Source organism: Pseudomonas sp. WS 5010, from assembly GCF_012985565.1.
GTDB lineage: Bacteria > Pseudomonadota > Gammaproteobacteria > Pseudomonadales > Pseudomonadaceae > Aquipseudomonas.
Map to the genome: position 1 here is coordinate 411,942 of NZ_JAAQWQ010000006.1, position 24,374 is coordinate 436,315.

The following is a 24,374-nucleotide window of genomic DNA, read 5'->3' on the forward strand; positions in this document are numbered from 1 at the left end:
AGGTTCATGGTTGAAGGCACTTGGCCTTGTCCCCTTAGGATTCGCTTCGATGCTTGCCCCCGCCGCCTTCGCGGCCGAGGAAAAAGGCCAGCTCGAACTGCCCAGCCAAAGCATTACGGCAACTGCCTCAGAAGAAACGGCCGACGGCCCGGTCAAAGGCTATGTTGCCAAGCGCAGTGCAACGGGGGTCAAGACTGACACCCCAATCACTGAGATCCCCCAGTCGATCTCCGTCATCAGCGCCGACCGCATGCGCGATCAGGGCGCACTGACCGTGCAAGACGCATTGCGGTATGTTTCTGGGGTGCGGGCCGAGACCTTCGGGCTCGATAGCCGGGGAGACTGGTCGAAAGTGCGAGGCAGCTCGCCGGCCCTGTTCCTGGATGGTTTACAGCAGAGCTTCGGTACTTACACCAACGTGCGCACCGACCCCTTCACCCTGGAACGCCTTGAAGTGCTCAAGGGCCCCGCGTCGATGCTGTATGGGCAAAGCCCCGTGGGGGGCCTCATCAATCAGGTCAGCAAACGCCCCAAAGCCGAACAGCACACCGAAGTGCAACTGCAGTACGGCAATTACAACCGCAAGCAGGTCGCCGTGGACACCACCGGCTCCCTGAACCCACAAGGCACGCTGCTGTACCGGCTGGTGGCGATCCAGCGCGACAGTGACACTCAGGTTGATCATGTCAAAGACAACCGCCAGGTCCTGATGCCATCGCTGACCTGGCGCCCCAACGACGATATCGACTGGACCCTCCTGGCCAACATCCAGCGCGATGACAGCGGCTCCACCACGCAGTTCTTCCCACACAAAGGTACCGTCTGGAACGCGCCATATGGCCGGATCCACAGCAACCGGTTCGCCAGCGAGCCAGGCTTTGACGAATACGACAGTGACCAGACAGCGCTGACGTCGCAATTTTCGTGGCATCTGAACGATACGTGGACCCTGCGCCAAAACCTGCGCTGGCAAAAAAGCAAAGTCAGCTACCAATCGATTTACTCGGTATTTGCCAAAAACCCACCGTTCAAGCCCGATAACCAGACCCTCGACCGCGTCTATTACGTTTCCAAACCCGAGGTCAAAGTGTGGGTCGCCGACCAAAACGCCGAGGCTCGATTTGACACCGGCCCGCTCCAACACACCCTGTTGCTGGGAGGCGATTACCAGCATGCCGTCTCCAACCGGGACGGCGCCAGCGGCAACGCAACACCACTGAACGTGTACGAACCGGTGTATGGCACCTTTGATCCCTCTGTCATTCGCCTCACCGCAGACCCGGAACAACGGGTCATGCAAAAAGGGCTGTATGCCCAGGACCAGATCAAATACGAGCAGTGGTTGTTGACCCTGGGCCTGCGCAAGGACTGGTCCGCCAGCCAGACCCAAGGCAGCGCCCGACAAAAGGACGACAAGCTGACCGGCCGCGCGGGCCTGACCTATCTGTTCGACAACGGCATAGCGCCCTACTTGAGCTACAGCGAATCATTCCAGCCCCAAATCGGCCTCAACCGGCGAACGCTGGAACCCTACGTACCGCTCAAGGGCAAACAATGGGAGCTGGGCGTGAAATATCAGCCGGTTGGCAGCAACAGTCTCTACACCGCAGCGGTGTATGACATTCGCGAGCAGAACCGCCGCATGCCCGACCCCCTGGATGCGATGAACACCCTGCAAAGTGGTGAAACCCGTGCCCGTGGGCTGGAGCTCGAAGCCCTGGTGACAGTCACGCCCGCCTGGGACCTGATTGGCACCTACAGCTACACCGACACCACCGTCATCAAGGGTTCGCCCGCCGAGCAAGGCAAACGCCTGGCCAGCGTTCCAGAGAACATGGCGTCGGTATGGAGCCAGCATCGATTCAGCATCGGCGACATTTCCGGGTTCAGCGTCGGTGCAGGCATTCGCTATGTAGGAACCAGCTGGGATGGGGCCGACCGGCTGAAAACACCGTCTTCCACCCTGGTGGACGCGATGCTCGGGTATCGCTACCAGAACTGGAACCTGAGCCTCAACGCGACCAACCTGGAAGACAAGACCTACTACACCACATGCCTGGCACGAGGTGACTGCTTCATCGGTAACCGTCGTACGCTCGTCGGTACACTGGCCTACAACTTTTGATCGAGCTGTAAGGCCACGACACTGCGGCGGCTGATCACGGCACCCGGAACACCAATAACGGGTTGTCATTGAGTCGCCCATTGAACGCTGGGGCCAGGTGCTCCAGCGGCGTGGCCTGCAGCAGTTCGGTTTCCTTGCGCGCGACGATGACCAAGGACGAGCGCGGCAGCGCGTTCAGTTGCGCAAGGTCGTCGCGCCCGACAAACAGCGGCTGCTCGTCATGGTCCAGGTTCATGATGTAGCGAATGGCCCAGGTGTCCTTGCCGAGGTTGAGAAACACCAACGGTCCGGGGTGCTCGGCCCGCAGGTTTTCCACCGCACCCACAAAGTTTTTGGTGTCGAATTGCAGATCCTTGGCCGGCTCCACGACCGTCACCAGTACCAGCCATTGAGTGGCCAGCGCGATCAGGCTGAGCGTCACCAGTCGCGGCCCCACACGGCCGTGCAAACGACGCCAGGCAGCCACCGCCGCCAGTTGCAGGACGACCAGCAGCGCAATCAATCCCGGCACTGAAACATCAGGCCAGTAACCGTGCTTGCTCCACAGCTGCCGGCAGACCAGGACCACGACAAGCCCCAGCAGCGGCAGGACCGCCACCAGCCACTCATAACCCCGACGCACCCCAAGCAACCAGCCCCGGGCCTGTAGCAGCCCGTAGGCCGCCACGGCGGCAAACATCGGGACCATCGGCAGGATGTAGTAGGCGCGCTTGAAGTTCGGCACCGATAACCCCAGCAGGATCATCAGGCCACAGCCGCCCAGGCGCAGCATCAGCCGCACATCGGCATCTTGATTGCGCGCCGACCAGGTGTGGCGCAGGGCAATCAACGTCGCCAGCGCCAGCGGGATCACCGGGAAGTAGCGATACAGGCTCAGCTTGAAGTAGAAGTAGAACGGTTCGCCGCTTTCATCCAGGCGGCCGGCCACCTGCATCTTCATCACCTCATCGGCAAAAGCATCACCCCCGGTGATCCGCGCCAGCTTCAGCAACACCCACCAACAGGCAAGGAGTAGGACCAGGCCGATCACGCCGTGGGCAATCACCTTTTTCAGCAAGCCAATCTTCTCTTCCCGCGAACGGGCAGGCCCCAGCGCCCAATACACGCAGGCAACACCACAGACCTCGATCAACCCCAAAGGGCCACGAATGGCAAAGGCCGCCACAAACAGGGGAAAGATTGCGTATTGGCGCAGCCGCGAGCCCAGGCGCTCGCCGGTGTGCAGCAGGTAGAAACAGCCCAGGCACAGCAGGGAGACCATCTGGTCCAGGCAGACTGAACGCGACTTCTCCAGCAATTGCGCGGTCAAGGCCGTCAGCACTACCGTCAGCAACGCCCAGGCCCGCCCGGAGGGCACCAGCAAACGGTAGACCAGGGCCATGACCCCGGCCGACGCCAGGGCGGTGGGCAGCACGTTAGCCAGGTCGTTAGGCGCACCGAACAACCGGGCAAAGAGCAGGCTGAAATAAGTCGCCGTCCCTGGGTAATCCGGGTAAGGCTCACCGTAGGTGGTAGGGAAAAGACTCGCGCCGTGGCGGAACATCTCCTGCATGAACACCGCCCAACGCCCGTCAAACCCTTGCGGCTGTTGATCCCAGATGCCCAGGGTAAATAACAACAAGGCCACCAGGAAAACACCCAGGGCCTCCACACGAAAACGGTTGCGGTGTTCCATGGTTTAACCTGCCAGGGCCGGGGGAGATGCTGGCGTATATTGCCGGCAGCACGCCTGAATCGCGCCTGAACCAAACGCAACATTGCGATGGCACAGACAACAACTCACTGTAGGCGCTGGCTTGCCAGCAAAAAATCGTCAACGATCACTAAAGTTCTGGCTCACTCCCCCTATCCACAGCGCATGGATCAAGGCCTTTCATGAACCTGCCCACCCGCCCTCACCCCGAGACATTCCGCGAGCCCGCCGCCGACCACTACCCCATCGGCGGTTTCACCTGGCGCCATATCCGCCGCGACATCGAGCGCCCAGTGGTGATCATAAACGCCGCCACCTCGGTACGCTGCCGTCACTATTCGCGCTTTGCCGCGTACTTGTTTGCCAATGGCATGGACGTCATCACCTACGACTATCGCGGTATCGGCGAGTCGCGTAGTGGCTCATTGCGCGGGTTCAAGGCCTCGTGGTCAGACTGGGGCCGGCTGGATTTCGAGGCCATCGTGCAACGGGCGCAGCGCGAGTTTGCCGGGCAGCCCATTGATGTGGTCGGCCACAGCTTTGGCGGCTGCGCGGCCGGGCTCGGGGCGTCGGGGGCGGCGATCAGGCGCTTGGTAACCGTAGGGGCGCAGTTCGCCTACTGGCGCGACTATCAAGCGGACGGGCGCTGGCGGATGTTTGCCAAATGGCACCTGGTGATGCCACTGGTCACCGCCGTCTGCGGGTATTTCCCGGGCAAGCGCCTGGGCTGGCTGGAAGACACGCCCGCCGGGGTGGTGCGCGACTGGAGCACGCCCACGCCTACCTACGAGACACGCCCCAGCGGGCGGGCCTTGGGCGTGTTGCCCTTTGCCCGGGTGCAGGCACAGATCCTGGCGATCAGCATCAGCGACGACCCGTTTGGCACGGTGCCCGCCATCGAGCGCCTGCTGAACTACTTCCAGGCCAGCGAGCGCACGCACCTGCGTATCGCGCCCATGGATATTGGCGAAAAGGCCGTCGGGCATTTCGCGTTTTTCCGTAGCGAATATCAGGATCGGTTGTGGCCGATTGCACTGGCCTGGTTGCAGCATGGCCAGTTGCCGGCCGACACGCCGGGGTCACGGCTGTAGAAACCCTTGGGATTTCGCCAGACCTGCGCTTCAATACGCCACCCAGATCCTGAACCAAGGACGTGAGCCCATGGCTTCGCTAGACAAGCAGCAAAAACGTGCCCAGCGGGCAAAAGCCAAGGCCAAGCAGAACCGCACCCAGCGCGCCAATGCGCCCAAGCAGGATGCGTTTGCAGGTGACGACGAGCGTATTGACCTTGAGTCGGTGGATTTGACCGAACTGTTCGTGCAAATGCGCGCGGCCGGCGAGACCAGCCAGCAGGCGCTGTGTGCGGCATTCCTGGCGCACCCGTTGCTGGCGCTGGTGCTGGAGCAGGAAGGCGAAGAAAACGCCACGGACTTTATCCTGGCGGCGCTGATCGAGTATCGGCAGTGGTCCACCGACAGCGATGATGAAGCGGCGGCGTTGGCGTGGATTGAATCGCCAGAGTTCCAGGCGGACTACGTGGCGGCATCCCAGGCGCTGACCAGCGCGCAGGATTGATACAACACAAGCGGGCTTGCCCTAATGCCGACCAGTTAAGCGAGCGCAATGCTCAAAGCAGTGAAGATCAAATGTGGGAGCGGGCTTGTCGGATCGCCGCATCGCCGCGAAGACGTCGGCCCAGCCAACATTGATGTTGACTGACCCACCGCTTTCGCGAGCAAGCCCGCTCCCACAGTGCTTTGTGGTGCTAGACAGCAAGCATTTCAACTCATCAGTTGAGTACCGCAGCCCCCAACTTCTGGGCCCGGCGCCGACTTGCCACCAGCAACCCCGCCAACACCACCAGCAGGCTCAACACACCGGTCGCGATAATCTCCACCCGATGCGCTTCCTGGAACAACATGATGGTCAACGCGCCGACGATAAACACGATCACCGCGTAAGTCAGGCCGGGGAACAACCACATCTTGAAGGCAATCTTCTCGCCCGCCGCAGTACGTTTCTGACGCATGCGCAGTTGCGACACGGCGATCACCAGGTACACCAGCAGCGCAATCGCGCCGGAGCTGGCCAGCAGGAATTCAAACACCGCCGCCGGCGCCACGTAGTTGGCAAATACCGCGAGGAACGCCGCGCCGGTAGACAGCATCACTGCCCAGTAAGGCGTGCCGCTCTTGTTGGTGCGCTTGGCCACCGCCGGCGCATCTCCACGACGCCCCAGGGAAAACAGCATGCGCGACGCGGTGTACAGCGCCGAGTTCAAGCAACTGGTCACGGCGACCAACACCACCAGGTCGACGATCAGCTTGGCATTCGGGATGCCCATGCGTTCCAGCACCGTCTGGTAGGAACCGACGGCAGCCAGGGTCGGATCGTTCCACGGCACCAAGGCCACAACGATGAAGATCGACACCAGGTAGAACAAGCCGATCCGCCAGATCACCGAGTTGGTGGCCTTGGTGATCTGCTGGCCAGGGTTCTTCGATTCTGCAGCCGCGATGGTCACGATTTCGGTGCCCATGAACGAGAACATGGTGGTCAAAATCGCCGCCAGCACCGCGCCCATGCCGTTGGGCAAAAAGCCTTGGGTGTCGAACAGGTGCGAGACGCCGCTGACCTGGCTGCCCGGCAGCAAGCCGAAAATCGCCAGTACGCCGAGGATCACAAAGCCGATGATCGCCACCACCTTGATCAGGGCAAACCAGAACTCGAACTCGCCGTAGTTCTTCACGCTGAACAGGTTGGTCGCGGTCAGCAGCAGGGTGATGACCAGGGTGAAAGCCCAGATCGCCACGTCGGGGAACCAGGCATGCAGGATAGTTGCGGCGGCGTTGGCTTCCAGGGGAATCACCAGCACCCAGAACCACCAATACAGCCAGCCGATGGTAAAGCCGGCCCAATGGCCGATAGCCCGGTCGGCGTAAGTGGAAAATGAGCCAGTGTCTGGCGAGGCAACGGCCATCTCGGCCAGCATGCGCATCACCAGCACCACCAACGTACCGGCTGCGGCATAAGCCAACAGTACGGCGGGCCCGGCTGCCGCAATCGCGTGGCCGGAGCCGACAAACAAACCAGCGCCGATCACACCGGCAATCGACAACATGGTGACATGCCGCGGTTTGAGCCCCTGTTCGAGGTCATTGGAGCTTTGCGTACTACTCATTGACACACCTTTGCGAGGAATTGCGTATACGGTCCACCCGGCCTGCCGCCTCTTCGTGAAAAGAAACAAACGGGGCGTTCTTTATTTTTTACGCAAGATTTGCGCCAAAATGTTACAAAGCCAAGGTTGACGCGGCCTGTAGGACAATCCCTCAGCGCTCGCAAGCCATTGAGATTACTGGCAATCCGCCACAGCGTTACCGCTCGACTCACTTCAAGAACGAATGAGCGCACCAAAAACACACACAAAAAGTAAGTGACGCCCAATTAAAGGGCCGATAGGCACCGTTTACCCGTTTAACCCTTCCAACACCCGGCCAAAGCTGGCACCATCGCGCCCTTTTTTACGCGACTGCCACGGGTTTATCGGTTAAAACGGCTGTTCGGTTGTTGATGGCGCGACACGCTACTGTGCCGATGCGACAACCTGTCACACACCGTCTGTTTAACGCCCGTGGCGCTGTTGGCTGTCATCCGGACGCTATGCTAGCTTGGCGCCACGCCAGGAAGGCGACCCAACAGCAGGAACGCAATGAACACAATGAGGACCGCACATGGCTTTGGCCGCGCCCGCGCTTGAAATCCGCAACTTGCATAAACGCTATGGTGAGCTGGAGGTGCTTAAAGGCATCTCGCTGACCGCTCGCGACGGCGATGTGATCTCGATCCTGGGTTCGTCCGGTTCCGGCAAGTCCACCTTCCTGCGCTGCATCAACCTGCTGGAAAACCCGCACCAGGGCCAGATCCTGGTGGCCGGCGAAGAGCTCAAGCTCAAGGCCGCGAAAAACGGCGAGCTGATGGCCGCCGACGGCAAGCAGATCAATCGCCTGCGCAGCGAAATCGGTTTTGTCTTCCAGAACTTCAACCTCTGGCCGCACATGAGCATCCTCGACAACATCATCGAGGCCCCACGCCGCGTGCTCGGCCAAAGCAAAGCCGAGGCCATCGAAGTGGCCGAGGCGCTGCTGGCCAAGGTCGGCATTGGCGACAAGCGCCACGCCTACCCGGCGCAATTGTCTGGCGGCCAGCAGCAACGCGCCGCCATCGCCCGCACCCTGGCGATGCAGCCTAAAGTCATTCTGTTCGATGAGCCCACTTCGGCACTTGACCCGGAAATGGTTCAGGAAGTACTTAATGTGATCCGCGCGCTGGCCGAAGAAGGCCGCACCATGCTGCTGGTCACCCACGAAATGGGCTTTGCCCGCCAAGTGTCCAGCGAAGTGGTGTTCCTCCACCAGGGTCTGGTCGAAGAGCAAGGATCGCCACAGCAGGTGTTTGACAACCCGCTTTCGGCGCGCTGCAAACAATTCATGTCCAGCAACCGCTAACGGAGCAACATGCATGCAGAACTATAAAAAATTCCTCCTGGCCGCCGCCGTTTCCATGGCGTTCAGCGCCACGGCCATGGCCGAGACTTTGAAAATGGGGATCGAGGCGGCCTACCCGCCCTTCAACAATAAAGACGCCAGTGGCAACGTTGTCGGCTTCGACAAAGACATCGGCGACGCCCTGTGCGCCAAGATGAAAGTCGAGAAGTGCGAAGTGTATGTCTCGGACTGGGACGGCATCATCCCGGCCCTGAACGCCAAGAAGTTCGACTTCCTGGTGTCGTCGCTGTCGATCACCGACGAGCGCAAGCAAGCCGTTGACTTCACCGACCCGTACTACTCCAACAAGCTGCAATTCATCGCGGCCAAGTCCATCAAGGACTTCAAGACCGACGCCGACTACCTCAAGGGCAAGATCATCGGTGCCCAGCGTGCGACATTGGCCGGTACCTACCTGGAAGACAAACTGCCAGACACCACCGCCAAGCTCTATGACACCCAGGAAAACGCCTACCTCGACCTGACGTCCGGCCGCCTGGACGGGATGCTCGCCGACAAGTACGTGCAATACGAGTGGCTCAAGAGCAAAGACGGTTCGGCCTACGAGTTCAAGGGCGATCCGGTTGTAGAAAGCGACAAGATCGGCATCGCCGTGCGTAAAGGCGACCCGCTGCGCGAGCGCCTGAACAAAGCCCTGGCGGAAATCAAGGCCGACGGCACCTACAAGAAGATCAACGACAAGTACTTCCCTTTCAGCATCGAATGATCCTGATTGGCCAGACCGGCGCGCTCCGTTGAGCGCGCCGGTTTTTCGCAAGCCTTGCGCGATATGAAAAAACCATGAATTTCGATCTCTACGGATTCGGCCCCGCACTCGCTGCCGGCGCGCTGATGACCGTCAAACTGGCACTCACGGCGTTATGCCTGGGGCTGGTGCTCGGCCTGGCCGGCGCCCTGGCCAAGACTTCCCCGTACAAGTTCCTGCAATGGCTTGGCGGCGCTTACTCGACCATTGTCCGGGGCATTCCCGAACTGCTGTGGGTGCTGCTGATTTATTTCGGCACGGTCAATATGATGCGGGCCCTCGGGGAGTTTTTCGGTAACCCCGACCTGTCGCTCAGCGCCTTCGCTGCCGGCGTGATTGCCCTGGGCCTGTGCTTTGGCGCCTATGCCACCGAAGTGTTCCGTGGCGCGATCCTGGCGATCCCCAAGGGCCACCGTGAGGCGGGCATTGCCCTGGGCCTGTCGAAGCTACGTATCTTCACCCGGTTGATCATGCCGCAGATGTGGCGCATCGCCCTGCCGGGCCTGGGCAACCTGTTCATGATCCTGATGAAGGACACCGCACTGGTCTCGGTGATCGGCCTGGAAGAAATCATGCGCCACGCGCAAATCGGCGTGACCGTCACCAAGCAGCCGTTCACCTTCTTCATGGTCGCAGCCTTCATGTACCTGGGCCTTACCGTCCTGGCCATGGCCGGCATGTACTTCCTGGAAAAACGCGCCGCTCGCGGCTTTGCGAGGAGCACGCAATGAACGGCGACTATAGCTGGCTGGCGCATTTCGACCTGGGCCTGAACTGGGCCGTGATCATCAAGTGGCTGCCACGACTGGCCCAGGGCGCGACCCTGACCCTGGAACTGGTGGCCATCGCGGTGATCGCCGGGCTGTTGCTGGCGATCCCCCTGGGCATCGCCCGTTCTTCGCGCCTGTGGTACGTGCGCACCCTGCCTTACTGCTACATCTTCTTCTTCCGTGGCACGCCACTGCTGGTGCAGCTGTTTTTGGTCTACTACGGCCTGGCGCAGTTCGACGCCGTGCGCGAAAGCGCCCTGTGGCCCTACCTGCGGGACCCATTCTGGTGCGCCACCGTCACCATGACCCTGCACACCGCCGCCTACATCGCCGAGATCCTGCGCGGCGCGATCCAGGCCATCCCGCCCGGTGAAATCGAAGCGGCGCGGGCGCTGGGCATGTCCAAGCCCAAGGCGCTGTTCTACATCATCTTGCCGCGCGCCGCGCGCATCGGCCTGCCGGCCTACAGCAACGAAGTGATCCTGATGCTCAAGGCCAGCGCCCTGGCCAGTACCGTGACCTTGCTGGAGCTGACCGGCATGGCCCGCACCATCATTGCCCGCACCTACCTGCCGGTGGAGATCTTCTTTGCCGCCGGCATGTTCTACCTGCTGATGGCCTATGTGCTGGTGCGCGGCTTCAAGCTGCTGGAACGCTGGTTGCGGGTCGATGCCTGCCAAGGACGCTGACAGCGGGTTGACGGGCGAGCGACTGCTAGCCCGTTTTCTCGCACTGGATGCGTTCCTCACCGAACATCAAGGGCTGTGGCGACCACGGCCCTTCACCCATCTGCAATTGCCTTGGGAAGCCCAGCATCCAGCGCTGGCCCAATGGCTGCGCCAGCGCTCGCTGGCAGAGGCCGAAAGCAGCCATAACCTGCCCACCGAACTACAAGCCCCGGCGCCGTTTCCCCAATGGGCGCAGCTGGCGGCGCGTCTCAGTGCTGTGGATAAGTTACCGTCGAGCGCGCTGCATGCGCCGTCGTCGCGCCTGAATGTGGATGTGCCCGGACGCAAATGGCAGCAGATCGAGGCGTTTGGCGCCGCCTTGCAGTTTGCCGAGCGCCCCACCCATTGGCTCGATTGGTGCGCCGGCAAAGGCCACCTTGGCCGGCGGCTGCTGCAACCGGGGCAAAGCCTGACCTGCCTGGAGTACGATCCGACGCTGATCGGCGCAGGCCAAATCCTCAGCGACCATCATCAAATGCCCGCCCACCACCTTCAGCAAGATGTGATGGCTGAAAGCGCTGTGCAGCAACTCACCGATAAACACACCCCGGTGGCCCTGCATGCCTGTGGCGATCTGCACGTACGCCTGCTGCAACTGGCCAGCGCCGCCGGCTGCCAGCAACTGGCCGTGGCGCCCTGTTGCTACAACCGCATCAGTAGCGAGCAGTACCAGGCGCTCTCGGCCCCGGCTCGTGCTTCGGCGCTGCGTTTGTCGCGCGAAGACCTCGGCCTGCCCCTGAGCGAAACCGTCACCGCAGGCTTGCGGGTGCGCCTGCAACGCGACACCTCCATGGCCCGGCGCCTGGGTTTCGATCAGTTGCAGCGGCAACTGCGCGGGTGTGACGAGTACCTGCCCACGCCTTCGTTGCCCAGCGAATGGCTGCACCGGCCCTTCGCTGATTACTGCCAACACCTGGCGGCGCTCAAGGGTTTATCCACAGGGCAGCAGGATTGGGCAACCCTGGAACAGCACGGCTGGCAACGCCTGGCCCATGTACGAAACCTGGAACTGGTACGTGGCCTATTTCGCCGCCCGCTGGAATTGTGGCTGGTGCTGGATCGGGCATTGTTCCTGCAAGAAAACGGCTACAAGGCTCTAGTCGGTCGCTTCTGCGAATCGTGCCTGACACCGCGCAACCTGATGGTGCTCGCCGAGCGCGATCAAAGGGCAGCAAGCCCTGTGGATAACTCTGTTGATGAAATTCTGTAGGACGCCGTAAAAGCGGGCGCCATAGGCCAAAATCCTGACTGATCATTTTTTGTTCATAAAATAAAACGCACGAAAAACAGGCAGTTGCAGCGTAATGAGAACAACTCCACAAAATGACTGTTTCAACACCTGTCCGACCAACAGATTGTGCATAAGCATCTGCGGTTAACCGTATAAGGCGTGGGTCAGGGCACGTTTGGCGGGCTATCCAGCAACTGGCACAGCCCATGGATATCGTCACAGGCCAGGCTCACCGCCTCGTTATCCAGGGGGTCCTCGCCAAAGGCCAGCGCCTCGCTGATCTGCGGGTCGCGATGGATCACCTCCAGGCCATCCTCCCCAAGGCGTTGCTTGAATACGTCCAGCATATCCAGGCTGAAGGCACTGCCCTCATCCAGCTGGTTGACGAACACATGGCAACGCGGTGCCGACGGGCGCGCAAGATACGGCGCCAGCAACCGCTGCATCTGCTCCAGCGCACCCAGCGACGCCGCGTCCGCCAGGGCAACCACCACCACCCTGTCGGCGACGTGCAATGCCTGGTGCAGGTAGACGTTATTGCCGGCGGGGGTGTCGATGATGACCGTGGCCTGCTCACTCAAGCCCAGACGCGACAAGTGCTGCGCCAGCCACTGCGGGTCCTGCTTGAGCCAGCGTTGCAGGTCTTCCTGCTGTTGCAGGTCGGTCTCGCCAAAGACCACTACCCGACAGCCACAAAAGCCGGGTTGGGCGATCGGCCCCCAGGGTTGCTTGCACAGGCTGGCACGCCCGATTCCCGGGGTGTCGTGGGGCAGGCCAAAGTGCAGGTGCAGGGCGTTTTGTGGGTCCAGTTCCAGCACCGTCACTGCGCGCCCCAGGCGTTGCAAACCACTGCCCAATGCCGTCGCCAGAGTGCTGCGCCCTACGCCGCCATTGCCCGACACCAACGCCACAACCTGCGCGCGACAGGCCGGCATGGCGGTTGGTTGGGGTTGCTCAATGGAGGAAGGCGCATCGTCGATGGGGGTATCTTCGAAGAACTGCAGCGTCGACGTCATCGGGTGATCATGACTGGCAAGATTCTTGGCAAAACGTTCGTCGGCATGGCTCACAGACCACCCTCCTTTGTCACGGCACCTCTTTTAGGACATGGGTGCACTTGTTGTTCAAGCAGTGTGTGACAGGAGTAGGTGAGTGTCATTATTTTGGTGTTTTTTAGCGCAGCAATTTCGACGAGCGGTTAAAAGTCAATTTAATGACAATCCTTTATCCGCTCCCACTGCTGCGCAACCTGCTCGGCACTGGAAGCCCTGACCCGCGCCAGGTCAACGGGATAATCCACCCCCGGATTCTCGACAAACCGCGTCGCGGTAAATTGACCATTGCTGGCGCGCAGAATATAGCCGGTGTCCTGGCAGCGCTCCGACGCCAGGAACACCACCCCCGGCGCTACCCACTCCGGCTTGAGATTGCCCGGCTCACCCTCAACGCCCCACATGCGCGTCTTGGCCACCGGCGACACCGCATTCACCAGAATCCCGGCGTTTGCGCCTTCCATACTCAAGGCATTCATGATGCCCAACTGCCCCATCTTCCCCGCCGCATAGGCCACCAGCGCGGGCTGGGCATATTGCTGGTACATCGCCCGATCAGAAGACGTCAGCACCACCCGCGCGGCGGTGGATTGCTTGAGGTGTTTCCAGGCATGTTTGCATAGCCAGATGGGCGCATAGACATTGATATCCAGCGCACGCCCGATAAACGCCGCGTCCGCCTCCTCAATGGATTGATAACCCACCCAGCCGGCGTTATGAATCAGGATGTCGAGCTGCCCAAACGCCGCGATGGCCGTCTCGACCAATTGCCGACAGCCTTGCTCGCTGGACAAATCCCCCTGATGAGCAACTGCGCTCAAACCCTCGGCCTCAAGGCGGCGTGCCGCGTCGAGGGCGATGGAGGCATCGCTTCCCGAACCGAGGTTATCGGCGCCGATATCACTGATCACCACATTGGCCCCGCGCCGGGCCAGTGCTTGTGCGTAGACAAAACCCAAACCACGGCCTGCGCCGGTGATAACGGCGGTTTTTCCTGCGAAATTCATTGGCTTTTCCTCATTGAGTGCCACCTCAACTTAGCAATGAACAACGGCGTTGTTTAATACTGATCAAGGGGCGGTTTGATACCTTCTGCGTATCAAGCCTCAGGCCTCGCCATCGGCCCTCATCACCCTTTGTGAAACCGCTGGAGCGTGCGACTGCCAGCGAAAAAACCACGCACTGAAAAATAGTCAGAATTCAGGGGTTTACAGAACCTTTCCAATCGCTATAATCGTCGCCCTAACACGCCGGTATAGCTCAGTTGGTAGAGCAACTGACTTGTAATCAGTAGGTCCCGGGTTCGACTCCTGGTGCCGGCACCATTTAAAACAAGGGCTTGCAGCGATGCAGGCCCTTTGTTTTTGTGCCAAGCGTACAAATAGACGTACATTGTTTTTCAGGGCTCGCGATTTATCCACAGCGCCGCCTATCTGAAAGACTTCCCCGCGCAGCCCTGCCCACCAAGCCAAACTCAACTCCTCTATTCAGCGCGTCGAATAGAATTGCGAACCTGCCGAATCTCTAATACTGTGCATGCATACAGTACAAAATTAAGCGCACCTGCCGGAAGCACGTAAGCATTCTCTTACGCTTGCTATGGCGAAAACCTCTCAGCCCTGCCCCTGCTGAATCGAATACACTCAAGAGAGGCGCGCCACGTTTTCAATTTCGGAAAAACGTGGCGCGGGATTTCGATTGACTTATGTGACTACATAACGATAATCGCCGTCCAAGTGTGCATAAGTCTGTGGATAACTGCGCTTTTGCAGTCACATAGCCAGCAACTACGGAGGTGCTCATGGCTTACTCAGCTCTAGCCGTCGCTAACGCCTTCATTGAACGCGCAAAGGAAGGCAAGCTTTCCGGCTTGACTCCGATGAAGCTTCAAAAATTACTATTTTTTGCTCAGTCGTGGTACCTGCGCGACAAGGGTGGGAACACGCCACTCTTTGACGACAACTTTGCCCGCTGGAAATATGGCCCGGTGATTCCTTCGATCTACCATGAGCTTAGGACGTACGGTGCAAAACCCGTTACCTCTCTACTGAGCAACGTAGACACTGATGATTGCGGTGAGCTTATTCTCGTCACTCCGACAATTCCCGAGTCGGATGCGTCTGCGCACCGCCTGATTGATCAGATCGTTCAGAAATACGGAAAACTCTCTGGCACCCAATTGTCCTTTCTGACTCATGAGGAAGGAACTGCTTGGCATATTGGACTCAGAGACGGCGTGGCTGACGGCTCCCCAATTACTTGGGATCAAATGGCAAATAACATTCACCCTCCGGCTCGCATGCGTGCCTGACGCGTCTCCAAAAAAACTTTCCGATCTGGACCTTTCGAACGTACCCGAGGCTCCAGAGGGTGAGGACGAACAGCCAATTAACGAGAACCCGTCTCTGGTCCGCGACGACCTTAGGCGGGAGAGGGTTAATTCTTTAATTTCGGATCGTCAGCTAAGAGAGTCATACGCCGACAAGGCCTGCTACATAGTAGTTGGATGCTTGTGGGGATGGGCCACTTTCTTGCTGTTCGCAGGCTGGACAACCTACCATGGTCGCCCAGTGTTCTCCGATCAAACCATCGCGGTTGTTACCACTGGAGTGACGTTGAATATTTTCGCGGCCCTCTTGTGGGTTATTAGAGGGTTGTTCCCGTCGGCCCCTACTCAACCCAAAAAAGCAAGCAAGACCAAATCTAAGCGCTGAAAGTTTTTTAGCCCGGGCGTCCTGCCGACCGAACACAATCCCTATTTTGAAACACTCCTCACATACGCCTGGCACGCCCGCAGCGCGATCAATCCTTGGTCGCCGGCATCGGTGATGGCGACAATTCGTTGAGAATGCGCTGGGTCAAGTTGGGCTCGACGGGCTGCATGAACCACGCCGACGGCGCCGGAGGCGGCAGGCACGTTGCAGCCACTGGCTGAATCCGTGGCGTCGAGAAGGACTGACAGCCGCAAATCAGTAGTAGCAAGGCGGTCAAGCAGGCGGGCCTGGTTGCGTTGAGCATCGGAAAGTTCTCGGGTGTGTTGTTGATCGGAGGTGGCCAGCGTCTTCTCCAGGCCCAGGCGCCTGTCCTGCTCGTCGCGCACTTGCTTGATGGCCACCGCGCTGATCCTGTCCAGCTCGTCCTGGTGCAGGCCGGCCTGCTCGGCCAGCGTCTTGCCAGTGCGCCACTCCTGAACCTGCCAGGTGACGCCGGCGGCGCTGGCCATCAGCGCCAGGATCAGCACCACCAGCCCGGCCAGCTCCTGTACGGGCGTCATCACGGCACGTCCTTGAAAAAGATGTGGCGCCCCAGGCGCAGCGTTTGCTTGGCCTTCGACGCCCAGGCCGGGGCCTTGGGCATCGTGGTTGCGTAGTAGTGCGTGGCCCCGCCGGTTGGGTCAGGTACCGCGCCGGCCATCACCTGGTCAGCAGCACGCTGTGCCTGTGAGAACTGCGCGGCCGGGATCGGCTTCGCACCGCTGAGGTAGGCGTAATTCGGGTCGTTCTGGTTCCAGCAGCTGAACTGCCATGGTTTCAGGCACACGCCGGCGTAGCCCTCGCCCCACCAGGACTTGGCCTTGCCGTCGAACACGCGGTTGCGGATGGTCCAGGCCACGGCGATCTGGCCGTCCAGCCCCTCGCCGCGGGCTTCACCCCACAGCGTGCGCGCCAGGATGTCCCGATCTTTTTCGGAAGTGGTCATGCTTTTCTCCAGGCAAAAATAAACCCGCTCGATGGCGGGTGTGATGAACGGCTGGACGGCGCTACGGCGCGGCGGGCCAATCAATGGCAAGTGGGTAACCGTCCTGCTCAGGCACACGGCTCAGCGCCACGCGGTATTTCTTCCAGGCCTTGAGGGTCGCCAGCTCTGCCTCGGTCCCTTCGTCGATATCGACGGCGTCCTGAAGTGGCGCGATTGCGTAATCCGCCTCGGCTCGCAGGTGCGCGATCTGGGTTTGTGCAGCCACCACAGGATCAAGCGCCGGCGGCGGCAGCTCTTCCTGCGGGGGCAGATCCGGCACCAGAATGTGCAGCGTGATCATGACCTTCAAATCGTACGGCTCGCCCTCTTTGGTCACAGTGACCGTGAGTAGGCCGTCCTCAAACGAGATGTTCGCCTCGGCGGGGCTGTCTGCTGGGTGGAGCCCGTAGCCCCAGCCCTGATCGATGGGCGGAAATGGGACCATGCCCTGCGTGCCGGTGACGCAGTAGACGCCCACGTCCTTGCGAGAACAGTTCACATCCGCCCCGCCGAGCGAGACGAAATCGAACTTGTCACCCGTGCCGGTGATGTTAATTGCTGCTCTTGCCATGATCAGATCGCCCTCAGTGTGTTGTCGGCCATGCGAGTGGTGTTGCCCGTGTGGTACACCTTTACCCAGGGGAGGAAGCCGTTGAATGACGTCCTAAACCAAAACTGATTGTCGCCGTTGTAGAACATCATCTGGGCACCTACCAGGCCTGTCCGCTTGAAGTTGAGACCAGTTGCGTTAATTGATACCCCGGTTCCACCAGGTGAGCTCGCATTGCCGGCGATGAACGCGCCACCAAGATTGTTGTATGCCGCGTTCCAATCGGTGATCAGGACGCCATCTGAGCCGATACCAAAGTCGCCCGTCTTCAATGCCCTACCCGGCGTGGTGTCGACGTTGCTCGCAGTAAGCGCCGCTGTTGCAGCGGTACCCAGCCCCAGGCCATTACGCGCCTCAGACGCACTCCTGCCGCCGGTACCACCCTTGGCCACCGGGACAACGTTTTCCGTCGCCACGCTTCCCAAGCCCGCGAGTGTTGCTCCCCACTGCTGAACAAACAGGTTCACCGCATCGGCCAGCGCTTTGGGATAGCCGTTAACGGGCACGATCCCATAACCCGCACCTACTGCCGCCGCCCCACGGTACGCAGGCGAAATGGAAAGCGACGTATCGCTTGCAGGGTTAATCACCTGATAGATGCCCTGGTCGGGGCCGACGAACATATCCCCCGCACGACAGTTCGAGAACTTGGTGCCCGTACCGACCACTGTCGGGCTCCCGTTCTGTACTCTCACAGTCCCTTCTGAAAACCAAGAAGCCATAGGTCTCTCCGAATATTGAAAACCGCGCAAGACGGCATAAATTTATAAGACAGTGATCCAAGCCGACTATCAGGCCGTGATCTTTCCAAATATTGCTTGAAGCATAAAATAAAAAGGATTGGACACTGTTGTAACGCTAAACCTTAAAAGTGACGCAGAAAAGTCGAACATTAATCCAGTACCTCTAGACTCATTATTCCCCGCCATCATTGGCATCCTGCCGTTGTTAACCATGAGGTAGTCACCAAGTTCATAGTTCAAAGGTATGGCATACCAGTTCGTCGGCAAGCCCTGCCCGCTGTACGTCGTATGTGTGTAGGTCCAATTTTGTATGGCTCGAGTAAAGACTGCGGCTTGCACCCCGGAGTCAAATATCTGCTTACCGCTAGCATCCCACATTCTAAGCCCGTAGGTCGCCGAAGGCTTGGACGAGAATGCGCCAACAAAAATGCTTCCGGAGTGGCCTTGGCCAGAGGTGATAGTGGCGCCAGTCCAAGCACCGGCCGACCCCGAAAGCAAAACCCCGAGCTGGATGAATGATCCATTGTTTTGAGGCCTGATAAAGACAAGGGGTGGCTCTTGGGTTTCAACCACACTCTGAAATGTAACTAATGCCCCCGAGGTGTAGCCGCCCTTGTGAAATACACATAGCCTCGCGTACTCAGAATCAAGTGATATCGCGCCATTATCATTTACAACCTGTAGCCCATACCCCATCAAGACCACCTCGCTACCATCAACCGCATTGTCGCGCGAGAAAGTGAGCCACTTTGCGCGCCGGCTAAAAAGTTTCTTACATAAACCACCCCGCTCCCCATTTCACACTCAAGCTGTCTATTATCGACCGTCTGAGAAGTGTCATTATTAATTGGAAGCAAAAAGCATATTGCATTGTTCGCCGTGCATCCTGGGGCTTGAAATGTTTTAGTGTTTTGTCCTTCTCCAGCAAAAGAAACCAAAACAGAAAGAACAATCCGATAAGTAGAAGTACTGGTGTCAAACTCGAGGGCCCCGGCCGGCCCCCATATCCTCATGCCGAAACTCATTAGGAAAGCCTCCCCGCCATCAACCTGAGAACCTCATTGAGGTCGAAAACAGAAAGACCGTCGTTATTGATAAGAGATGAGCCTCCAGCACCTGGGCTGCGAACGGTAAACGTACCGGCTGGTATGTTGATTTCCAGCAGTGGCCGGCCCTTCGAATCAACCGTAGGCGAGCGCAGCGTCATGCCCAAGATGATCTCCTGAACAAACGCCTTGCTGATGATTGCGGTGTTGAAAACCACTTGGTTGTTTTCCACAACGAACATTGGGATTACCGTTCCGTCTATCTCGTTCACGATGGCAAACCGCTGCGCGTAAATCAGGAACTCCGACTGCTCTCCGTTCGAACCAAAAGCCATGCCCGTGGTGACCCTGCGGCCGTCCACAATAGTTTGAGCTTTGAGAGTGACAGACGCCGAAACCCTGCCGTCGAGACCAACCAGCGTTTCGCTCACCTGCTGTACCGAAGCGTTGGTGTGCCCGATGCTCGATTGCAAGGTTTCTGTCGTCCGGGCTAACGCTTCATTGGCAGAGGCCTGAACCTTCTTCTCAACCTCAAAGCTGGCCGTGGACTCCCATGCCTTGATCGCGCCGGCAAGATCGCCAGAACCATCATCGCCGCGCACCGAAGCCCGCAGCGCCTCATTGCTGGACGCTTGAGACGAGACCTTACCGTCGAGGTTGGTGACCTTGGTGTCGAGGCCGGTGATTGCCTGCGCATTCCCAGCGACCTTCCCTTCGGTCAACTCCAAGTCGCTTTTGAGCTGCGTCAGTTGGGTGGCTGCCGTCTGCTTGTTGGTGGCCACCACCTGCTCCAGCACGGTCAGCCCGGACTGGTTCGCCCCCACCCGCGCCTCCATCGTGGTGAGTTGCCGCGCCATTGCATCGTTTTCCGAGGCCCGCGTGCGCTTCTCAACCCCGAAGTCCGCTGTCGATTGCCAGCCTTTCACCGCGTCCGCCAGGTCGCCCGCACCATCATCGCCACGGGCGGCCGAGCGCAATGCCTCAACCGATGTCGCGGTGGCCACCACCTGGCCCTCGATCTCCTCAATCATGCTGGTGACCAGTTGAACCTGCTGGGCCAGCGCGTTGGTGGTTTGCAGGATCGTGCCGATGTCCTTCCAGTACAGCGGGTTTGGCGGCGCTTCGCCGGCCGGTACCGGGCCAGTCGCCTGGTACAGGTGCCCATCCTTTTGCGTGAATGCGCCAGCGGTATAGGGCTCATCCGGGTTGTACGGTTCTGCCCCGGTGATCTGTCCCAGCAGCCCCTCCAGCTCTGCCTTGGCCTCCGTCAGCCGATCATTGACGGACCCAGGCCCATCGCCAGAGATCAGCTCGATCTCTTCGCGCAGGCTCTGGTACAGCGAACCTTTGCTGATCATCCCTTCGAAGTGTTTCTCGTATTCGCTTTGGACGGAACTTGATGCGCCGTTTACTGCGCCGGGTACCGGGTAGAACGGTCCAATATTGCCGGTGCGGTCAACTAGCCGAGCCCAGAAGAAGAACGACGCCCCGGCCACGGGGATGTACATCTCATGAGACGCTTGCGGGTAGCTGAAGTCGCTCAACTTGATCGCCGTCGTCAGGTCCGGCGACTCGCTATACCAGACCTCCGTCCGCTGGGTGTCCTCTGCACCTGGTGGAAACCCCCACTGGATGCCGATGCCATAGACCAGGCTGGTGGTGGTCAGGAACGCCACCGCCGGCGGCTTACCGGCTTTGCCTTCCAAGTTGGTCAGCGCGGACGTGACAGGGATCGAGGAAACGTTGAGCGCACTCACCGCCCGCACCCTGGCCATGTACTGCCCGGAATAGATCCCGCGCACATCAGCCATCAGTTCACCGGTACGTGGTACCGGAACCCACTCGCGAGCGCCCCACTTCCATTCGACGTCATAACTCACGGCGTTTGGCGCCGCGTCCCAAGCAATCGACATGACGGTGACAGCGATGCCCTGCTCGATCACTACGTGCTGACTCAGCATCACCCGTGCCGGGGCGTCCTGGGTACCAACCGGTATCCCGGTGATTGGCCGAGTATCGACCACGGCGCCATTGTCGATGAAGTCGAACTTGCTCGGGTCGTGCTGGATAACTTCAAGTTGGAACTGGTGCCACTCCGGGCGAGTGATGTTGCGGACATAAAACTGCATGAGTTTCAGGTCTTCATAATCCAGAATCCAACCGCTCTCGGCTTGCGGCTGCTCGGTGTAGTTGGCCATCACAGTGACGTTGCGACCATCCACCGCCTTGACCACCCGTGCTTCCGACTTCCCACTTGGCAGGTTGACCATCAGGCGAGCGCCCAGGGGAACAGTCGTATCACGATCAAGCGTCACCACGCGCCCGTCGGCAGCAGCAATACGCCCGCCATTGCCGCGCCCTACCAACATCGGATCTGCCACGGCGATGACCTGTCCCGGCTTGGGGATATGCCCATCGAGCCCAACCCGAAATGACGCACCCTGCGTCTGCAACTTTTCCGAGAGCAATGCCCACTGCCCGCCACGCTGCGCCTGCCCGAGAGATGTGCAGCCAATCGCGTCGACCGTCATGTCACGAACGATACCCAGCTCAGCCATGGCTTCATCATCGACCACTGGCTCTTTATCAGTGTCAAAGCCCTGGTCAGGATTGTCCCAGGCCACCATTGCCAGGGTGTGGCGATCACGCGCGCGGCTGCCCTCGTACCTGATTGCCCCGTTGTTGAGGATCTGGGTCTGGTTGTATGTGTAGACCGGATCGCCCGGCATATCAGCGTTGACCACAATCTGGCTGCCGTCCCAGTAAGCCAGGCCGTGAAAGATCGAGGCCAGATCCTGCAGCACCGCGTAAGCCGCAGCCTGCTTTTGGAAGTACAGGTTGCAAGTAAAGCGGGGTTCCATGCCGCCCTTGCCGTCCGGTACCAACTGATCGCAATACTGGGCGATACGGTACAGAGACCAGCGATCAACCATAGTCGCGTCGATACGGTCACCGAGGCCGTAGTATGGGTGCAGCACCAGGTCGAAGAAGATCCATGCGGGGTTGTTGGTGTAGGCCTCTTTAAAGGTGCCATCCCAAATCCCATTGCTGGTCCCGGTGCCCGCCGTTGCATAGGTGCGTGTTTCGGCGTCGTAGTTGGCCGGCACCCGGATGATCCGACCGCGCATGAGGGCAGCGATCTTGGCGATGTTACCGCCAAAGGTCTGGGCGTCATATTCAACGCACCCGACAGCAGTGAGCGGGTATTCCTGGTCGCTATCAACCACCTCGGCAATAGCCTTGATGAACATTTGATCAACGATCAGTTCGGAGCCGGCGTTGGGTGTGAGGCGGCGCACGCGAACAGTCCAGCGGCTACCAGCCGGTAACTCAATACGGTGAGCGAGCTCGTACTCGGTGACGTTTTTGCGATCTACAAAAGAGACTAGGGCCTCAATGTATGGGCCATTGTCTGTGGAGATATCGACGGCATAGTCGATGCGCACACCGTTGACGTTGCCGGCGGCATCCTGGCTGCGCAGCGTGGGCCACGCCAGACGCAGGCGAAAGGCGTCGATCACGCTGTTATTGATGGTGTGCAGCCAAGGGGTTTCGCTGGTCAGCTCTTGCTGGACATCGATCTCGTTGCTGGTCTCGGTCAGACCGTCCAGGCGCTCCTGATTCAACTCACCGGAACGGAATTGCCATTTAACGCCCGGGTAATTGATCGTTCCGTCCGGTGCCTGGATGGGCGTACCGTCCAGCTTGATCGAGCGCAGTCCGTCCACTGGGCCAACGATGGGACCCCAACTCCACATATAGACAATTTGCGCTGTGGATATGGAGGGCACGCTATTAGAGGCGATGCTGGGGCGCTTCTGCTTGGCCTGGCCGCCCTTACTGCCCACAACTACCCGGCGCTTGCGGGGTGCCGCGCGGTGCGCCTTCTTTGCTGCTGCGCTCATGCGCCCTCCAGAATGCAAAAACCCGCCGAAGCGGGTTTGGTGAAGTGGATCGACTAAAGCCTGTCTTGGGGGTATATGCCGCCTGACTCGACGGCGCCGCCAATCTCCCGCTCGCCATAGAGCAAGGGATACGGGTTGCCCTGGGCGGTGGTCGTTATCGCACCACCAAACCCATAGCTTGGGTTGTTGCCATCATCGTTCCGGGTTTCGCTGCCGGCCTTGGTGGTGGGTGAAAGCATCTGCACCACACCGCCGGCAGCAATCGCCGCGCCGCCGGCAAGGAGAGCCAGGCCGGCGCCGGCGGTTGAGCCGCCAGTGAAGAAACTTGCGACGATCAGCGCCACGCCCAAAATCGTCTGGAACAGGCCGGCCTGCTTACTACCTTGGATAATCGGCTGAATACGGATGTCGCCCGCCACCGGCCTCTTTAGGCCCAGCTCATCCGCGCCAAGGTTGCGTTCATCGACGAATACGGCAAACACCAGGCCACGCTCTTCGGCAGTGCGCATGTACTTCTCAAAACCTGGCTTCATCATGCACAAGGCCGTCATGGCATCGTGAACGCCGTTGATGTCCAGGCGGTATTCCTTGCCGAACTTCTTGCCCAGCACACCGCCAAGCTTGATGGTTTGCATGGTCATGGCCGGTAGTCCTTGTGCCGCAGGATCAGTTTTACCCGGTTCGCCATCGACCATCCGTAGATCTCGCGGGCCGCCAGCCGTCCAGGCATGTGGTGGTAGATGAACGGGCCGGAGCCGCCCAGCTTCGGCGCTGGCTCGCTGATCAGCGCCGGCTCATCGCCCAGATAGATCGCGGCATGGTTGGGGAAGTAGCACTCTCGCCCGGGGGTCGGGACTTGCAGCACCAGCATGTCGCCCCGCTGCGCTTCGTTGACCTGGTAGAAACCGGTGGCCGCGAAGTTGTCTTCGTACAGGCTCGGCCCATCCTTCTGCTCCCACCACAGATCGGCGCGCTCGAAGTTCGGCAGTTGCAGACCCACCTCCCGGGCGTACCAGTCGCGGCACGCGGCCCAACAATCAAGCAGGCCATGGGAGAAGTCGCGGCCCAGCAACGGCGCCGTGAAGCCCGTAGGAGTGAACCACTCAATTTCCCCGCCAGGCCAGCCCACGATGCCCCAGGGCAATTCATGCAACTCGCAACTGACCCGGTCGGCCATGCTCGGGGTAGGCGACTTGTCCGGATGGCTGTGAATGATTGCCAGCAGCTCGCCCCGATCTTCTGCCTGTGCCAGGTCTTTGTGGTCGATCTGGAAATTCTCGCGCGCTGTCGCGGCCAGGTTGGTGCAGGGCACGTACTCGCGACCGCTGGCAGACTTGATCAAAACCCCACAGGCCTCTGCTGGATAGGCGCGTTCGGCGTGCGCCCGGATCTCGCCCTGCAATTTCTGATTGATGCGCAT

General features: G+C 59.8%; 21 protein-coding genes and 1 tRNA gene. 10 read left to right on the forward strand and 12 right to left on the reverse strand.

The features are described from left to right. The first annotated feature begins 49 nt into the window (after positions 1–49). Entirely contained in the window at positions 50–2,125 is a 2,076-nt protein-coding gene (locus HBO11_RS21955; protein WP_169955636.1) for a TonB-dependent siderophore receptor, read from the forward strand. A 34-nt stretch (positions 2,126–2,159) separates the two neighbouring features. Here HBO11_RS21955 and HBO11_RS21960 read toward each other — a convergent pair whose 3' ends face one another. Beyond that, positions 2,160–3,800, reverse strand: coding sequence for a glycosyltransferase family 39 protein (locus HBO11_RS21960; protein ID WP_169955635.1), 1,641 nt, complete (start codon positions 3,798–3,800; stop codon positions 2,160–2,162). A 200-nt stretch (positions 3,801–4,000) separates the two neighbouring features. On the opposite strand from HBO11_RS21960, the gene HBO11_RS21965 reads away from it, so the two are divergent. Together HBO11_RS21965 and HBO11_RS21970 are read left to right on the forward strand one after the other, a co-directional pair. Beyond that, positions 4,001–4,909: an alpha/beta fold hydrolase gene (locus tag HBO11_RS21965; protein ID WP_169955634.1), complete on the forward strand. Its 909-nt coding sequence runs from the start codon at positions 4,001–4,003 to the stop codon at positions 4,907–4,909. Between the two features lie 70 nt (positions 4,910–4,979). Beyond that, entirely contained in the window at positions 4,980–5,393 is a 414-nt protein-coding gene (locus tag HBO11_RS21970; RefSeq protein ID WP_169955633.1) for a hypothetical protein, read from the forward strand. Positions 5,394–5,607: 214 nt separating this feature from the next. Here the strand turns inward: HBO11_RS21970 and gabP are convergent, their stop codons facing one another. Further along, positions 5,608–6,999, reverse strand: coding sequence for a GABA permease (gabP, locus tag HBO11_RS21975; RefSeq protein WP_057437117.1), 1,392 nt, complete (start codon positions 6,997–6,999; stop codon positions 5,608–5,610). Positions 7,000–7,552: 553 nt separating this feature from the next. Here gabP and HBO11_RS21980 point away from each other — a divergent pair. The 5 genes from HBO11_RS21980 (at position 7,553) to HBO11_RS22000 (ending at position 11,839) form a co-directional block, all read left to right on the forward strand. Then, positions 7,553–8,326: an ABC transporter ATP-binding protein gene (locus tag HBO11_RS21980; RefSeq protein WP_057437115.1), complete on the forward strand. Its 774-nt coding sequence runs from the start codon at positions 7,553–7,555 to the stop codon at positions 8,324–8,326. 13 nt (positions 8,327–8,339) lie between these two features. Then, the gene (locus HBO11_RS21985) at positions 8,340–9,092 is read left to right on the forward strand and encodes an ABC transporter substrate-binding protein (protein WP_057437113.1); all 753 of its coding nucleotides are present in this window, start codon (positions 8,340–8,342) and stop codon (positions 9,090–9,092) included. A 74-nt stretch (positions 9,093–9,166) separates the two neighbouring features. Further along, positions 9,167–9,862 carry an ABC transporter permease gene (locus HBO11_RS21990; RefSeq protein ID WP_076961640.1) on the forward strand — a complete coding sequence of 232 codons (696 nt, stop codon included), beginning with the start codon at positions 9,167–9,169 and terminating at the stop codon, positions 9,860–9,862. A 38-nt stretch (positions 9,863–9,900) separates the two neighbouring features. Next, the gene (locus HBO11_RS21995) at positions 9,901–10,590 is read left to right on the forward strand and encodes an ABC transporter permease (RefSeq protein WP_029295855.1); all 690 of its coding nucleotides are present in this window, start codon (positions 9,901–9,903) and stop codon (positions 10,588–10,590) included. Beyond that, the gene (locus tag HBO11_RS22000; protein WP_169955632.1) at positions 10,571–11,839 is read left to right on the forward strand and encodes a methyltransferase; all 1,269 of its coding nucleotides are present in this window, start codon (positions 10,571–10,573) and stop codon (positions 11,837–11,839) included. The genes HBO11_RS21995 and HBO11_RS22000 overlap by 20 nt, the downstream gene beginning before the upstream one ends. 185 nt (positions 11,840–12,024) lie before the next feature. Here the strand turns inward: HBO11_RS22000 and bcsQ are convergent, their stop codons facing one another. Together bcsQ and HBO11_RS22010 are read right to left on the reverse strand one after the other, a co-directional pair. After that, positions 12,025–12,930 carry a cellulose biosynthesis protein BcsQ gene (gene bcsQ / locus HBO11_RS22005; RefSeq protein WP_346266881.1) on the reverse strand — a complete coding sequence of 302 codons (906 nt, stop codon included), beginning with the start codon at positions 12,928–12,930 and terminating at the stop codon, positions 12,025–12,027. 140 nt (positions 12,931–13,070) lie between these two features. Next, positions 13,071–13,919, reverse strand: a complete 849-nt coding sequence (locus tag HBO11_RS22010; protein ID WP_169955631.1) for an SDR family oxidoreductase — start codon at positions 13,917–13,919, stop codon at positions 13,071–13,073. Between the two features lie 242 nt (positions 13,920–14,161). Here HBO11_RS22010 and HBO11_RS22015 point away from each other — a divergent pair. Then, a tRNA-Thr gene (locus tag HBO11_RS22015) sits at positions 14,162–14,237 on the forward strand. 476 nt (positions 14,238–14,713) lie between these two features. Further along, a complete protein-coding gene (locus HBO11_RS22020) occupies positions 14,714–15,223 on the forward strand; it encodes a type II toxin-antitoxin system antitoxin SocA domain-containing protein (RefSeq protein WP_170058950.1) in 510 nt (169 codons plus the stop codon). Between the two features lie 444 nt (positions 15,224–15,667). Here HBO11_RS22020 and HBO11_RS22025 read toward each other — a convergent pair whose 3' ends face one another. From HBO11_RS22025 to HBO11_RS22060, 8 genes are all read right to left on the reverse strand, one after another. Then, complete coding sequence (locus HBO11_RS22025) at positions 15,668–16,186, reverse strand: lysis system i-spanin subunit Rz (protein ID WP_170058951.1); 519 nt, start codon at positions 16,184–16,186, stop codon at positions 15,668–15,670. Further along, on the reverse strand, positions 16,186–16,611 hold the full coding sequence (locus tag HBO11_RS22030; protein WP_170058952.1) for a cell wall hydrolase: 426 nt from the start codon (positions 16,609–16,611) through the stop codon (positions 16,186–16,188). The genes HBO11_RS22025 and HBO11_RS22030 overlap by 1 nt, the downstream gene beginning before the upstream one ends. A gap of 61 nt (positions 16,612–16,672) precedes the next feature. Further along, positions 16,673–17,221, reverse strand: coding sequence for a tail fiber assembly protein (locus HBO11_RS22035; RefSeq protein ID WP_170058953.1), 549 nt, complete (start codon positions 17,219–17,221; stop codon positions 16,673–16,675). Between the two features lie 2 nt (positions 17,222–17,223). Then, a complete protein-coding gene (locus tag HBO11_RS22040; protein WP_170058954.1) occupies positions 17,224–17,883 on the reverse strand; it encodes a hypothetical protein in 660 nt (219 codons plus the stop codon). A gap of 168 nt (positions 17,884–18,051) precedes the next feature. Continuing rightward, positions 18,052–18,699 (reverse strand): hypothetical protein, encoded by a 648-nt coding sequence (locus HBO11_RS22045; protein ID WP_170058955.1) that lies wholly within the window; start codon positions 18,697–18,699, stop codon positions 18,052–18,054. A gap of 328 nt (positions 18,700–19,027) precedes the next feature. Beyond that, positions 19,028–22,954 carry a phage tail protein gene (locus HBO11_RS22050; RefSeq protein WP_170058956.1) on the reverse strand — a complete coding sequence of 1,309 codons (3,927 nt, stop codon included), beginning with the start codon at positions 22,952–22,954 and terminating at the stop codon, positions 19,028–19,030. Positions 22,955–23,007: 53 nt separating this feature from the next. Beyond that, on the reverse strand, positions 23,008–23,595 hold the full coding sequence (locus HBO11_RS22055) for a tail assembly protein (RefSeq protein WP_170058957.1): 588 nt from the start codon (positions 23,593–23,595) through the stop codon (positions 23,008–23,010). Continuing rightward, positions 23,592–24,374 (reverse strand): Mov34/MPN/PAD-1 family protein, encoded by a 783-nt coding sequence (locus HBO11_RS22060; protein WP_170058958.1) that lies wholly within the window; start codon positions 24,372–24,374, stop codon positions 23,592–23,594. Before HBO11_RS22060 ends, HBO11_RS22055 begins: the two co-directional genes overlap by 4 nt.

Excerpts from the sequence above, each read along its gene's own strand:
- HBO11_RS21965 (WP_169955634.1), top strand. The coding sequence starts at position 4,001 with ATGAACCTGCCCACCCGCCCTCACCCCGAGACATTCCGCGAGCCCGCC.
- HBO11_RS22035 (WP_170058953.1), bottom strand. The coding sequence starts at position 17,221 with ATGGCAAGAGCAGCAATTAACATCACCGGCACGGGTGACAAGTTCGAT.
- HBO11_RS21980 (WP_057437115.1), top strand. The coding sequence starts at position 7,553 with ATGGCTTTGGCCGCGCCCGCGCTTGAAATCCGCAACTTGCATAAACGC.
- HBO11_RS21960 (WP_169955635.1), bottom strand. The coding sequence starts at position 3,800 with ATGGAACACCGCAACCGTTTTCGTGTGGAGGCCCTGGGTGTTTTCCTG.
- HBO11_RS22055 (WP_170058957.1), bottom strand. The coding sequence starts at position 23,595 with ATGACCATGCAAACCATCAAGCTTGGCGGTGTGCTGGGCAAGAAGTTC.
- HBO11_RS21970 (WP_169955633.1), top strand. The coding sequence starts at position 4,980 with ATGGCTTCGCTAGACAAGCAGCAAAAACGTGCCCAGCGGGCAAAAGCC.
- HBO11_RS22060 (WP_170058958.1), bottom strand. The coding sequence starts at position 24,374 with ATGCGCATCAATCAGAAATTGCAGGGCGAGATCCGGGCGCACGCCGAA.
- HBO11_RS22000 (WP_169955632.1), top strand. The coding sequence starts at position 10,571 with ATGCCTGCCAAGGACGCTGACAGCGGGTTGACGGGCGAGCGACTGCTA.
- HBO11_RS22025 (WP_170058951.1), bottom strand. The coding sequence starts at position 16,186 with ATGACGCCCGTACAGGAGCTGGCCGGGCTGGTGGTGCTGATCCTGGCG.
- HBO11_RS22045 (WP_170058955.1), bottom strand. The coding sequence starts at position 18,699 with ATGGGGTATGGGCTACAGGTTGTAAATGATAATGGCGCGATATCACTT.
- HBO11_RS22050 (WP_170058956.1), bottom strand. The coding sequence starts at position 22,954 with ATGAGCGCAGCAGCAAAGAAGGCGCACCGCGCGGCACCCCGCAAGCGC.
- HBO11_RS21990 (WP_076961640.1), top strand. The coding sequence starts at position 9,167 with ATGAATTTCGATCTCTACGGATTCGGCCCCGCACTCGCTGCCGGCGCG.
- HBO11_RS21955 (WP_169955636.1), top strand. The coding sequence starts at position 50 with ATGCTTGCCCCCGCCGCCTTCGCGGCCGAGGAAAAAGGCCAGCTCGAA.
- HBO11_RS21985 (WP_057437113.1), top strand. The coding sequence starts at position 8,340 with ATGCAGAACTATAAAAAATTCCTCCTGGCCGCCGCCGTTTCCATGGCG.
- HBO11_RS22040 (WP_170058954.1), bottom strand. The coding sequence starts at position 17,883 with ATGTTCGTCGGCCCCGACCAGGGCATCTATCAGGTGATTAACCCTGCA.
- gabP (WP_057437117.1), bottom strand. The coding sequence starts at position 6,999 with ATGAGTAGTACGCAAAGCTCCAATGACCTCGAACAGGGGCTCAAACCG.
- HBO11_RS22030 (WP_170058952.1), bottom strand. The coding sequence starts at position 16,611 with ATGACCACTTCCGAAAAAGATCGGGACATCCTGGCGCGCACGCTGTGG.
- HBO11_RS22020 (WP_170058950.1), top strand. The coding sequence starts at position 14,714 with ATGGCTTACTCAGCTCTAGCCGTCGCTAACGCCTTCATTGAACGCGCA.
- HBO11_RS22010 (WP_169955631.1), bottom strand. The coding sequence starts at position 13,919 with ATGAATTTCGCAGGAAAAACCGCCGTTATCACCGGCGCAGGCCGTGGT.